At 56.3% G+C, this 13,165-nt stretch carries 11 protein-coding genes; all 11 read right to left on the bottom strand.

The genetic code is table 11. The annotated features are described in order from the left end of the window. Positions 1-3: 3 nt before the first annotated feature. Complete coding sequence (locus BXE_RS28495; protein WP_011491588.1) at positions 4-1,140, bottom strand: glycosyltransferase; 1,137 nt, start codon at positions 1,138-1,140, stop codon at positions 4-6. Next, the gene (locus tag BXE_RS28490; protein WP_011491587.1) at positions 1,140-2,234 is read right to left on the bottom strand and encodes a glycosyltransferase; all 1,095 of its coding nucleotides are present in this window, start codon (positions 2,232-2,234) and stop codon (positions 1,140-1,142) included. Before BXE_RS28490 ends, BXE_RS28495 begins: the two co-directional genes overlap by 1 nt. A gap of 3 nt (positions 2,235-2,237) precedes the next feature. Beyond that, on the bottom strand, positions 2,238-3,191 hold the full coding sequence (locus BXE_RS28485) for a polysaccharide pyruvyl transferase family protein (RefSeq protein WP_011491586.1): 954 nt from the start codon (positions 3,189-3,191) through the stop codon (positions 2,238-2,240). Continuing rightward, the gene (locus tag BXE_RS28480; protein ID WP_011491585.1) at positions 3,192-4,484 is read right to left on the bottom strand and encodes a lipopolysaccharide biosynthesis protein; all 1,293 of its coding nucleotides are present in this window, start codon (positions 4,482-4,484) and stop codon (positions 3,192-3,194) included. Beyond that, on the bottom strand, positions 4,481-4,759 hold the full coding sequence (locus tag BXE_RS28475; RefSeq protein ID WP_011491584.1) for a hypothetical protein: 279 nt from the start codon (positions 4,757-4,759) through the stop codon (positions 4,481-4,483). The genes BXE_RS28480 and BXE_RS28475 overlap by 4 nt, the downstream gene beginning before the upstream one ends. A gap of 9 nt (positions 4,760-4,768) precedes the next feature. Further along, a complete protein-coding gene (locus BXE_RS28470; RefSeq protein ID WP_011491583.1) occupies positions 4,769-5,704 on the bottom strand; it encodes a glycosyltransferase family 2 protein in 936 nt (311 codons plus the stop codon). Next, a complete protein-coding gene (locus BXE_RS28465) occupies positions 5,701-7,941 on the bottom strand; it encodes a polysaccharide biosynthesis tyrosine autokinase (RefSeq protein ID WP_011491582.1) in 2,241 nt (746 codons plus the stop codon). The genes BXE_RS28470 and BXE_RS28465 overlap by 4 nt, the downstream gene beginning before the upstream one ends. A 13-nt stretch (positions 7,942-7,954) precedes the next feature. Next, on the bottom strand, positions 7,955-8,398 hold the full coding sequence (locus BXE_RS28460) for a low molecular weight protein-tyrosine-phosphatase (RefSeq protein ID WP_011491581.1): 444 nt from the start codon (positions 8,396-8,398) through the stop codon (positions 7,955-7,957). Beyond that, positions 8,395-9,453 carry a polysaccharide biosynthesis/export family protein gene (locus BXE_RS28455; RefSeq protein ID WP_011491580.1) on the bottom strand — a complete coding sequence of 353 codons (1,059 nt, stop codon included), beginning with the start codon at positions 9,451-9,453 and terminating at the stop codon, positions 8,395-8,397. Before BXE_RS28455 ends, BXE_RS28460 begins: the two co-directional genes overlap by 4 nt. 386 nt (positions 9,454-9,839) lie before the next feature. Next, positions 9,840-11,219 carry an undecaprenyl-phosphate glucose phosphotransferase gene (locus BXE_RS28450; protein WP_011491579.1) on the bottom strand — a complete coding sequence of 460 codons (1,380 nt, stop codon included), beginning with the start codon at positions 11,217-11,219 and terminating at the stop codon, positions 9,840-9,842. A gap of 47 nt (positions 11,220-11,266) precedes the next feature. Then, the gene (locus tag BXE_RS28445; protein WP_011491578.1) at positions 11,267-12,790 is read right to left on the bottom strand and encodes a mannose-1-phosphate guanylyltransferase/mannose-6-phosphate isomerase; all 1,524 of its coding nucleotides are present in this window, start codon (positions 12,788-12,790) and stop codon (positions 11,267-11,269) included. Positions 12,791-13,165 lie beyond the last annotated feature (375 nt).

Here is a 13,165-nt window from a genome sequence, read left to right as displayed (position 1 = left end):
CAACTACTCCATGAACCCGGCGGCGCCCACCGTCTCTGCGTGTGGCATTACCGCCTGATACATTTGCAGCATTTTTTCGTTCATCGCTTGCGATTTAAAAACGCTGGTATAGCGCTCGCGCGCTGCACGCCTCAGGAGGGTCAGGTTTTCAAGCTTCAGGTCCGAGAAAAAGGCTACCGCCTTCTCTTCATTTTCAAAATTGAGGTGATATCCGCTAATCCCGTGTTCCACGATATCCGGCAACGCTCCCGCCACATTGCATATCACCGGCGTGCCCGCTCTGAGTGCTTCAACGGCAACGAGGCCAAAACCTTCCCAGCGTGAAGGCACCACGAGAGCGTCCGCGAGATCATAAAAAATCTGCAATGCATCTCGTTCCTGCCAGCCGATGATTTGCACATTCTCAGGACACGATCCACGTACCTGAGCCCACCAGCCGGAATTGACGACCGCCTCCCCGACCACCGTCAATTCGATGTCTTTTCGCGCAGCCAATCGAAGCGCGTTGAATAGAAGATCGACACCCTTCTGATAATCCAGCCGGCCGACGAATAACAGGCGTATCGCACGCTTTTCGGATGAGACAGCCTGATTCCGCGGTGCGTCCGGGACGAGGTCGGAGATACCGCTTACGATCAGTTCGAGCTTCTGTTTCGGCAAGCCGGCATCGAGTGCGGCGTTGTACTCATGTTCAGAAATGCAAACGATCCTGTTGCACGCCAACGCGAGCATCGTTTCGATCTTCTTCCACAGCCAGTTCGTATGTTCGGCCCCCTGGCGCAGATACGACCAACCGTGCGGACAATAAATAACCTTCGTCTCCTTGCGTAATGCCATCAATACAACGCGACCAATGGCACCGGCAAAAGAACTGTGCAGATGAATCACATCCGGCGCCTGTGTCCTGACGATCTTGAGAATCGCGAGACAGAGATTCAGCATCGTAGACAAAGAGCGCCCTTGCCGCCTGAATTCCCAAACAACGGCCTCGTGAAACTCGCTTCGCCCTTCATCTCCGTCGCGCGGGACGATGATGTGGATATTTTCCGCTCCATACAGACCCACCTGATACGGAATAATCTCCGCCAGATACGATTCGATACCGCCCTTCAGGGTCTCGCACACGTGCACTATTTTCATCAGGTCCCCCCGATTGCATCTCGAGCCAGAATCAAACTCACTTGCTGGTCAATGTAGTTTTTTGAGGTCAGCGTTTCATTACGCGCACGATCGAACGCTGCGCGCTGATAACTCCGTCGCGCCGAGACATCCTTGGCGAGTCTTCTGACTTGCGAACCGAGCGATTCGGCACTCCCGGTCTCGTAGTACATCACTTCGCCTTCGTCGAAATAGTCAGTCAGCCCTCCGGTATTTGCCGCGATAACAGGCACGCCGAGGAACGCCGCTTCCAGTACGCATGTAATGCCGGACGCATGCATATTGCTTTTGAGCGGCACCACGACGAGGTCCGCCCATGCATACGCGTCTTTCACTTCACCTAGCGAATTCGCGGACTCTATTTCCCAATTGTCCGGATATGACGCGACCGATTTCCTGAAGGTGCGGCTAAGCACGCGGACGCGGACTTCGCTCATCCCGGACAGGGCCGCACAAAACGTCTTCCAGTCGCGATGTTCGTCGTTACCGATTGCGAGAATTCTCAGCGCCGAATCGTCCCGTATAGCCGGGAGTTCGTCAGCCGAAAAGCTGTCGTGACAAATACCGAATTTCACCGACTTCGCGTTGATCCGGCTGTCGAGCTGATTCAGCCAGTCCTGGTTCTGGCTGGACAACGTTATTACCAGATCTGACTTACTCAAAACGGCACCGAGCAGCCTTGCGCCGAACTTACTCTGCTGTTTCAGCAGGTCCGGGGTCCAGATGATCTGGCATACGGTCTTTGCTTTTATCAGCCACGGAAAAACCGTTCTCAACAGCAGGACGGAGAACGTTTCTCTATCCGTGTGCGTAAAGATGTAGTCCGACTTCGCCATGTCTCTGATATTTCTCAGTGCATGCACGAGATCAGCACGAAAGATTCTGGAAATACTTTTCCTGATAATTCTGGAAAGGTAATTTTCGTTAACTGATTTCGAATAAAGCACGTCGAATCCAGACTCCTCCAGATAATGATATCCATAAGGAGACCTGTCCGGCCGAATACCTTCTTCGAAGGATTTCTTCCAGTTCTCAACGGAAATCTCGGCCCAGAGCAATACGAACGCTTTGCGCACGGCTCACGCTCCGTTCGCAGAGAGAACCACATTGGGCAGCGCCTTCGTCCAGCATTCGTAATAACCCGAATTCTTGCCGTACGAGTTATCAATCAAAACGATTTCCTTATCCAGCAAGGCGCCGAGAATATGCCCATGCAATCGCGACGTCACGACGCGCTCATATTTCGAGAAAAAATTCACATTCGCCTCGATGATCGAACGCACCATTGGCAGGTACATTTTCCACGGGCGAACGACCCTCACCGGAGCCATCCCCGCAACCCGATGAAATTTGCTCGACCATTGCTCGAGAAACGGCGCCGAAAACTTTTGCAAATCGTTCCAATCGCCTTGAAAATCCCGGTCCTGCACCGGCGATTCCGCAACATGTGAAGCCTGCGGCTGCTCCTTGTCGCCACGAATCAGCCAGAGCGTGCCTTTTGCCGCATCGCGCGTTGCCGGTTTGAACGCCGATGATCCGTAAAGCCAATGCGCCATATCCGGCAGCAGGCGGACTTTGTCGCTCAGAAAATTCACGGCAAATTGGTAGCTTTTTTCGTCCCTGACGCAGATGTGCAGATTTTTATGGCTTCTGAAAATTGCCGCCGATTCCCTGGCCTTGGCCTTGTCAGAAAAATGGATCGTCTGTGGCAGCAAAACAATCTTGTTGTCGGGAAACTGCCTGACGATGTGCTCGCGGAACGACTGATGCCACGGATAAAGGTCACCGAAATTCCCCCCGCCTTGCAATACGATCGTTCTGTCGCCAACCGCGCTTCTGGAAAGCTGCGACCTTTCCTTCAGACTAAACCGGTCATCGATCACGATATTATTGTCGCGGAAGAAATTCTCGCTTCCCTGGAATATCAGCAAATCCCCGATATTGAAGTAAACGGGATAGTCGGCAAATATTATGTGCTCGCCCTGCGGAATGATTTCCAGCAACGACGTCAGTTTGTATTTTAATGAATTCATTTAGCCACCCCGTTTGAAAAAACCCAATGCCCCACCCCAGTCGGTTCGTGAAGGCATCCAATTTTCAGATCGCGTCTCAAAAGCACTCTTGAACATCACCCACGCCACGGTGAGTTTTAGAACGGAGGACATCAGAATCCCGGTCGCAACGCCCACGACTCCGAGTTGCAAACCGAGAAAATACGCAAATACAATCGCGGACAAGCCGCCCACCAGTTGGCGGATCGCCCCCTTATGCGGCTCGCCCACCGCGCTGAACGCCTGGGAAACAATCAGGCTTCCTCCGGCCACGCAGGAGTCGATGGAGAGAATGCACAGCACCTTGACGAATCGGGAAATCTCCACGTTCGTAATAAAGAACGACGACAGCATTACCGGCGCGAGGCAACCCGCCATCAGCACGGACAAAACCGTGATATATCGGAAATTAACCGCGGTTTGTTCCACAACCGCGCTTCTTGATTTTCCGATTGCCTTTGCCAGAAGCACCTGACTCAACGAAATTGGAATCTGGCCTACGCCCCGCGCAACTGCCGCGACGATCGTATAGATGCCTACCTCCCGCATCGGCATGGACAGTGCGATTAACGCGATCTTGTCCACCTGCCAGACCAGGATGTTCATTACATCGCCGATCCAGTACAGCGACGCGAGGCGGCCCAGTTCGCGAACATCCTTGCGGGCCAGCACCCCTTTATTTTTGTATTCCCTGATGCACACGACGATCGTGAACGCACTGCTTACCAGCGATCCGGCGGCGTAAGCAGCCAGATAAGCCTGCGTTTCGACCACCGAGAAAAGACCGAAAACCAGAATCCCCACTGCGGTCACGGCGGGCGACATCAACCGCGAGACACTGAATACATGGAACAGCTTTTCGGTTTGGCATGCTCCGGAAAACAGCGCATAGACAATCGTCGTATCGGTCAGAACGATTGTCCAGATCGTCACCAGCGTTCTATCAGCTGAAATTTTGCCGGCGATATACGGCGCAATTGTCAGGCTGACGAGCGTGCCCGCACCGATGGAAAAAACGGCGCAGACGATCAAACATTTAAATAGACTTTCCGCGCGCTCAGGGAATCGTTGCGTCAGATACACGAAACCCAGATGAAGGCCGAAGCAGCATATCGACGCTAACAATGGCGGATAGGCCATGATCGCCGTAACCGCACCGCGCGTGTTCAAACCGGCGAACAGCGACGTAAGCGCCACGTTGCCGAAATTCAGCCCCAAAATCGCGACGTTCGATCCCAGCGCCTGGCGAAAAAGTGAGTTGAAGTGTCGCGTCATATCCGCACTCTCATCGAGCTGACGGAACCGGCCTGGTGCTGAATCGCCGCGAGACAGGTCTCTGCGTTATAACTGGCGATCAGCCCGTGCGCCCCGCTGACAGCCTTTAAATAGCGGAAAAAGAACAGCATGGAACACGCGGTCGTCATCGAACGGATGATTCCGAAAACGGCATAAATCCGGGTGCCGAGCGCGGCAAAAAGTGCGATCGAGGCCAACAGCAAACTTGGCGGAAGCGCCCTCCCCGGTGCCTTACAGATTTCAAGGATTGCCATAGCGATTCGTCAGCCGGGACGCCGAAGTTGACCTGACAGGCCATGTGCCACTCCGGTCGCAATTGCCACGGCTCCCGCGTAATTGCCCTTTATCACACGGCGAGCGAGCCTGCCCGACAAGGAAACAAGTAGCGGAACGGCCCAGTGATATTTGAAATGGCTTCTGAGAAAAATGACCGAGCCGCGAGAAAAGAAGTAGTCGAATCGAGGACTTCCTTTGCCGACCGTGTTCGACTCCGCATGCATGACGATCGACTTGTCGGCAAACGAAATCGACCAGTTCTTTTTCGCCAGCCGGAAACTGTAATCAGCGTCTTCCCAGTAGAGAAAGTATTTTTCCGAGAGTGGCCCGATGTCCAAGTACGCATCGCGGCGAATCAGACAACTCGCCCCACACAGGTAGTCCAGCTTGGTGTCGGCCGTGAAATTCTCAACGTGCATGGATCGACCGGTAATACGGCTGATTACTCCGCCGCCGGCGCAGATCGTCTTATCGACGTTGTGCAGATCGACAATCCGTGATCCGACGGCGCCTATGGCAGCGCTCTGTTCAGCGACTGCGACGAGTTCCGACAGCGTGTCTTTGCGAACGATGGTGTCGTTGTTCAGCAGCCAGAAGTACTTGACCGCGGAATCCCGCAACGCATTCATCGCCATATTGCACGCAGCGGCGAAGCCGTCGTTGGAATCCGAGCCTATGACCTTGACCGACGGCCCAAGCTCCATGAACCGTTCATAAGAGCCGTCTCCGGAGCAATTGTCTACAACGACAATGGAATAAGAGCCGTAGTCCAGTTGTCGAAGCGATTCGATGCAGCGCAACGTATCCCTGGCGTTTTTATAATTCACGAGGACGACTGCAACGTGATGAGCGTCGGTCAACGTGCCCGGCGCAGGACTTTGTCCGTCGCGATGACGCGTGCTGATTGACAGGATTTTCTTCATTTCGTTAGCTGCCCGTATTCATACGCGTAGTACCGCCCATATCTGCGACCGTAGCCGAGCGCAGTGCGAGGCAGATCGTTGAGCAATGCGCCCTTCAGTGCAACTCCGCCGTGCTGCAGTCGCCGAACGGACTCGACGATTTCATGCAGCGGGTGCTGCGCATAACGCAACGCCAGAAGTGTCGTCCCGGCATGCTTGCCGATAATCGCGGCGTCCGTCACGGCGAGGACCGGCGGACTGTCCACGATCACTATGTCGTATGAAGCTTGCAGCTTCTGCAGCATTTCCGCGAATCTCGCGTTGGTCAGCAACTCGGACGGATTCGGTGGCACAGTGCCGGTCGAAATGAAATCGAGCCCCGGAAGAACGTCGCGCTGAACAACCTTGTCGAGACTGATCTCGCCCAATATGAAATCACTGACGCCCGGTTCGCGTGCCAAGCCAAAGCAGTCATGCACGTGTCCACGACGCAGGTCGCAATCTATTAGCAACACCTTCTTTCCGGAGGAGGCAAGTATCGTTGCGAGGTTGGCGACAATGAACGATTTACCCACGCTAGGGCTCGGACTCGTGACCATAGCGATGTTGTTCCCGGCCTCGAGCATGGCGAACTGAATTGCCGTTCTCAGGCTGCGCAAACTCTCAACGGTCGTATCCGCGGGACTCTGGTGAGCAAGAATATGAGAGCCCTTTAAGCGCTGACGCACGGCATCGTCCAGCGCGCGTTGCTCGTCGCTGTGCGGAATGGTGGCGAAGATGGGCAGACCCGTAGCACGCTCAATCGCGTCACCACTCTCGACGCCGCCGAAGAACGCCTTCCGCACGAACGCGGTCGTCACGCCGAAAATGGCGCCCAGCACAACACCCATTGCGATCACCAAAGCCTTCTTCGGCTTGATCGGTTCCTCCGAATCCTGTGCAAAATCGACCACACGCACGTTGCCGACTTTGCCTGCCTTCAGGACGCGAAGCTGCTGTGCACTATTCAGAAGGCCCGTGTAGAGATCCGTATCGACTGCAACGTCACGCATCAGACGCAAAGCGCCCTGCTCCAGGTTGGGCAAACCGGAGATTCTGCTACCGAGCGACTCGGTTTGACTTTTTGCAGCCACAATCTGCTTGTCGAGCGCAACGACACTCGGGTGCTCCTCAGTGAAACGCTGCCTCAACTCCAGCCGTCTTTGCTGCAACTCGAGAAGCGCCGTGTTCGAATCCACGGATTGCTGCAATATGAGTTTCGCTTCCTCACTCAGATTGACCGTGCCTTTCTCGTTTCTGAAACGGTTGTACTTGACCTCGGCATCGTCAAGCTGGCTCTTCAACTGAGGGAGCTGGCGGTCGAGAAACTCGATGGTTTGTTGTGCTTCCGCCGATTTCAACGCGACGTTTTGCGTCACATACTCGTTAGCCACCGCATCCAGAATACTTTTCGTCTTCTTCGGATTCGGTCCATTCAGGGTGACGCTGAGGATACCGGACTGCTTGCCCTTCTCTTCGATCTTGAGATCTTCCTGAAGATCTTCCACCGCCTGAAGTTCGGAACTGCGCCTGAGAATGAACTCGGTTCCCGGGCGGGCAGCCAACCGGCTCACGAGCAGCGTGACTTCGCCGTCGTCGACCCGGCCTCTGGCGACACGATTCAACTTTCCTTCGAGCACGACGTCGCCCGAACTCTTCAATACATAAGAGTCGCGACCCGTAGCCACCAGCGTGAACTTTTTCTTCCAGTATGTCTTTGGAACGTCGAATTGATCGACCTGAATGCTCTCGCCGCCCCAGGCAAAGCGGCTCAGACCAAGAAATGGAGGCGCGATCCCGGCCGGTTCGGCCGCCGACATCCTGCTCTCGTAGCGATTGGTCACCCATCCGCCAATGATCGGAAAATGCCGGGGCGTCGCCTCGATAAAGAGCTTCAGACTCGAAACCGCGGATCCGACCACAAGTCGTGATCGCAAAAGTTCGATCTCAGCGGTAGTCGCGGATTTTGCGTCCAGGAGCGGTGCCAGATCTCCCAGCAGATTCTTTTCGGAGAGGTCGGAATCTTCGACCTGAATCAGGATGTTAGCGTCGTAGATGGGACGAGCGCCGAACGCATAGATGACACTGAGCGCGATCACAAACGCCATGATTCCCGCAATGAGCCACCGCCCCTCATATATCAGCGAAAGGTAATCGGCAAACGAAACGTCGTCATTGGCACGGGTGGCGTCAGGCGACGCGGGTAGATTAGCAGCCATTTGTTACCTATATTTATACGTTCAGTTCTTCCAGCGCGTATGACCAACGCTTCAAGCCCGCTTCGATCGACACAAACGCTTTTTCAAACTCAGCTTTGCCTTTCTGGTACGGGTCAGCCACGTCGAATTGCTGAAAATGGCCCACTCGATAAGTTCGGCCTGTTGCGAACCGGTAAGTGTCTTCAACCCTCTTCTTCTGCTCGGCGGACATGACGAGGATCATGTCCGCGGCCTTCACCATCGACCAGCTGAGCTGGCGTGCCACGTGCTTCTCCAGACAGAGCCCTCGCTCCATCATGGCCGACATGGCAAACGGATCGGCCTTTCTGCCGATCAGCGCGTTCAATCCGGCGGAGCTGACGCGAATCCGTGGAAACAGATCATTGGCCAGCGCCTCGGCCATCGGGCTTCGACAGATATTCCCCTCGCAAACGATCAGAATGGAATTGACGCTCATTTCGTCACGATTGCCGTGGTTAGACCCGCGTTGATCGCCGGCAGGAGCAGGCTAAGAACACGGCTGAACCGGACAAGCCCGCTGCCGTCCACATACACCACGTCCTTCGGTTGCAACTGGAACTCGTTCGCCAGAATCATTGATACGGGCGAGCGGGCGTCCAGATGGAAGACTTCGGGATTTGCGCCTCCCGAACTGCGTATTACGTAGAGTTGCGCGGCGTCGGCGGAATTCGAGTTGATACTTCCCGCCTGAGCCAGTGCTTCACTGAGCGTCAGCGCGCCATTTCTCAACGGATAAGCGGTAGCTGGTTTATTGACTTCGCCCATGACGTAGACGCCGCTTTCGTCACGCGAGACGACTCGCAGCAGATCGCCGTTCTGCATCAGGATTTTCGAAGGGTTCTCTCCGCGAGCAAGCATCTTCGCGAGATCTATCTGATAGGAGACACCGTCGCGCACCAGTATCATGCGGCTCTGGTCGGCGCTGTCAGCGAGGCCGCCTGCCCGCGTGATCGCTTCGTAGAGCGTCATCGGGATGTCGGTTATGGATATGGCGCCCGGACTCCTGACCTGGCCGTCCACGTAGACCTCTTTCGCACGGTAGGACGCAACCCTGACCGTGACCTGTGGATTCTCGAAGACGCGCCTCAACGCGGCGGCAATCCGCTCCTGGGCTTCACCAACCTGAAGGCCGCGGACAGCAATCTTCCCGGCGTATGGAAAACGAACCGTACCGTCTTTTTCGATAACGAAACCGGCTGCCGGATCCGTACTGCGCTGTACGTTTGTCTGGGTCTGCTGCATGCCTTGCGCGACGGCAAGTTCAGGATGATCCCAAACCGTAATCTGCAGTACGTCGCCCACGCCGAGCGTATATCCGGAGGTGTAGGCAAAAAGCTTGTTGCTCTCGACCGCGGTCGGCTGCCCGACTTCATCGCGCATCTTCCTGATCAATGCGGTATTGATGTCGACTATCGGCACCTGAAGATCGACCGGCGGAGTCTGTGCGTCGCCACTAGTCAGCGGTAGCGTCGGAGGTGCCGTCATCCGCATTCCAGGAGCGACCGAGCAGGCCGACAGAATGACGCTTGCAGCCAGTCCGGACAGCAATTGAAATCCGCGACGGCAATCAGTTCCTTTACAACCACCGGCCCACTTCCACAATAATGCCATCAGATAATCCTTCAAATGCTTTTTCATTGATTTCGAATTCGGCGGCAGCGTCGACTGCAACAAAATCGCACGATCTCCCTGTGAATCGTGTATGAAAAATTGCGTTGCCCTTTTGCGGTCCGCGGTTCGGTAGACCAGTTGATTTCCGCGCTATCGGTACGGGAACCCTGCGAGGGTTCCCGCGTACACCCCGCGGCCAATGTTTACGTGCGTCGACTGAAGTTCATGCGCGGACTTATGTGCAAGTCGCTGGGGTTGCTGCCTTGTCAATAGGCGTTGCTGCTCGCCAACCCTTTGACCATCGTCGCAATCACGATTCGCATGTCCAGACCGAACGACCAGTTCTGCAGGTAGTAGAGATCATGCTCGACCCGCTTCTGCATTTTCTCGAGTCGATCGGTCTCTCCCCTGAATCCGTTTACCTGCGCCCAACCGGTAATACCGGGTTTTATCCGATAGCGATGGATGTAGCCGTCCACAACCTTCTGATACATCTCGTCATGCTCGATCGCATGCGGCCGTGGCCCGACCACCGACATTTCGCCGCGCAGTACATTAAAGAACTGCGGCAGTTCATCGAGACTCGTGCGGCGTAGAAGCGCACCTACTCGCGTGATGCGCGGGTCGCCTTTGGTGGCCTGAGTGACGACGCCTGCTTTCTCGGCATGAGCGCGCATGGACCGGAACTTATAGATACGGAACACCTGACCGTCGGCACCCTTCCGAAATTGCGTAAAGAAGACCGGACCGCGCGACGAACACTTCACCGCGATCGCGATGATCAGCAGCAATGGTGTCAACGCGAGCAGCGCCAGCGCCGCGAACAGACGATCGAAGATCTCTTTCTGCACCATTGCCCGTGCGGGCAACGGCGATGCCACCAGACTGATTGCCGGCGCACCGATCAGATCCACCACACCCGCATCGAACAACGCCATGCTGCGCACATCCGGAATGAAGCGAATGTTCACGAGGTCCTCGCGGAATTCATTCACGAAACGGAGCATGGTTGGCGCTTCCGACAACGGCAATGCCAGCCAGATTTCTCTAATCGCGCTATTTCTAACGTATTCGGAGAACTTGCCGAAGTTCTCGAATACAGGAATGCCTTTGGGTGCGAAAACTTCGCCCGCGCCAACCTCGAATAGAGCGGACATGCGAAATCCGCTCGCCGGAGACGCCTGCACCTTGCTCACGACTTCCCTGCAATGAACCCCGCCGCCCACCACGGCGACGTTGCGCAAATTCATACCGGCGTGGCGCACGCTACGCAGCACCGAATGCAGCACCAGACGCGAGCCGATCAAGCCGGCTGCGCTCGTCGCGGTCCAATAGATAAACCAGAGCCGCGAGATCATATCCGTGCGGTGTACGGAGAACATCAGCACGAGTCCGCCCGCCTGAACCAGCAGCCAGGCCAGCGAAACCTGTCCGCTCAGTCGCAACAGCGAGCGGCCGCGCCACGATTCATAGAGGCCGAACACCGGGAACGACACCAGAGCAAGTGCGACTGAAAACGTAATGAACGCGCCATCCACCCGAGTCTGGGTGAGATCCTCAAAGCGGATGTGCGACGCCAGAAGTGCGCCGGCCACGATGAGAATCACGTCGACGAGTCGCGCCAATAACCCCTGTATTCCGAGCATGTTCCGATTTCCCCGCCAGAAGATGGACTGCGTGCTCCGCCGAAGCGTCACGCCCGACCGTATGTGTCATCAAACCGAACAATGTCGTCTTCACCGAGATATGACCCGGACTGCACTTCGATCAATTCGAGCGGCAGCTTTCCAGGGTTCTCGAGGCGATGCGTCACGCCCAATGGAATGAACGTCGACTGGTTCTCGCTCAGCAGAAATTCCTCATCGCCACGCGTAACCAGGGCAGTGCCGCTCACTACGATCCAATGCTCGGCGCGGTGGTGATGCCGCTGCAGTGAAAGGCGACCGCCGGGGTTCACCACGATCCGCTTGACCTGGAAACGCTCACCGTGATCGACCGAATCGTAGTAGCCCCACGGGCGCCGCACCTTGCGATGAACCTCCGCTTCAGGCGCCTGCAACGCCCGCATCCGGCTCACTACGATCTTCACTTCCTGAACACGGGAACGGTCGGCTACCAGCACGGCGTCGTCCGTTTCGACCACCACCACATTGGTCACGCCAACGCAGGCGATCAGACGCTTCTCCGAATGCGCGAAGCTCGAAGTGGCGCCCTCGAAGACGACCCGTCCGCGGCAAGCGTTACCGTCGGCGTCTTTTTCGAGCGCATCCCAGACCGCGTCCCACGAACCGAGGTCGGACCAGCCCGCGCTGAGCGGCACCACGACGCCCTCCGCGATGCCTTGTTGCGAACCGAGGTGTTCCATCACCGCATAGTCGATCGAGTCGGCCGGGGACGAACTGAAGGCATCCGCGCCCGGCCGGAAAAATGAAGCGTCGCTGTAACCCTGCGCCTGCGCTTGCAGACAGGCGTCGTACATTGCCGGCTGAAGGCGCTTGAGCGTCGCGAGCCACACACTCGCGCGTAGAACGAAAATGCCGCTGTTCCACCAGTACTCGCCCGACGCCACGTATTGAGCAGCAATTTCTGCAGCCGGCTTTTCGACGAAGCGCTCGATGCGATGCGCTTCACCGCTAATTTCATCGCCAAGCTTGATATAGCCGAAGCCCGTATCGGCACGCGTGGGCGGCACGCCAAGTGCCACGATAGCTCCCCGCTCGGCGTGCTGCGCGGCCAGAGCGATTGCTGCCTGGAAAGCGGCGACGTCGACGATCGCGTGGTCTGCCGGCATGACCAGCACAATCGCGTCCTCCCCGTCCGCGCACGCCGTGGTGGCCGCCAACGTCAGTGCAGGTGCCGTGTCGCGGCGGGCCGGTTCCACCACGATGCGCGCCTCGACGCCCCGTTCACGCAACTGCTCCGACGTCACGAAACGGTGCTCGTTTCCACAGACGACAATCGGCGTACTCACCAATCGCCCCTGCGCGTTGAAGCCCTTCATCCGCTGCACGGTGGCTTGCAGCAGCGATTCCGAACCGAGTACGTCAATCAGCTGCTTCGGATACTGTTCTCGCGACATGGGCCACAGCCGTGAACCGGCCCCGCCCGCCAGTACCACCGGAACGAGCCGGACAGCCGCAGGGACCCCCTGTTCCGTCGAAACCGCCTTGTTGTCGCCGGCGTGCGCGACAGTTTCATCCGTTGAGGTGGTCACCATATGCAGTCCTATTCGTAGTTCCAGCTTGAACAGCCTTCGCAAAGCATTTCCTTGCCTCGCGCTATTTATTTCATGTCACGCAACCGCTGATTCGAGTTCATTCAGATGACCCGGTTACCCGAGCAGTTGCACAACCGAATCAAAAAACAATGCCGCAACCCTTTCCTTGCTGGTCACCGTGATCCAGCAACGAAATAGCTCGTGGTTCCCAAAGGGACTTGTCCATCGCCACAAAGCCCTCTGTGATGGACTGAACCGATGTGGTATTCGTGGCGTCTCCAGCCACTTCCGACGTTCGCTCTTCTATTGCACGAGCGAATTCAAATTGAAGGCCACACCAGCTTTTGAAGCTACGCAGACCTTTTGACTATAAAC

This window comes from Paraburkholderia xenovorans LB400, assembly GCF_000013645.1.
GTDB classification, from domain to species: domain Bacteria; phylum Pseudomonadota; class Gammaproteobacteria; order Burkholderiales; family Burkholderiaceae; genus Paraburkholderia; species Paraburkholderia xenovorans.
Note: the sequence above shows the minus strand (reverse complement) of the source record. Positions and strands in the feature narration are given on the sequence as shown.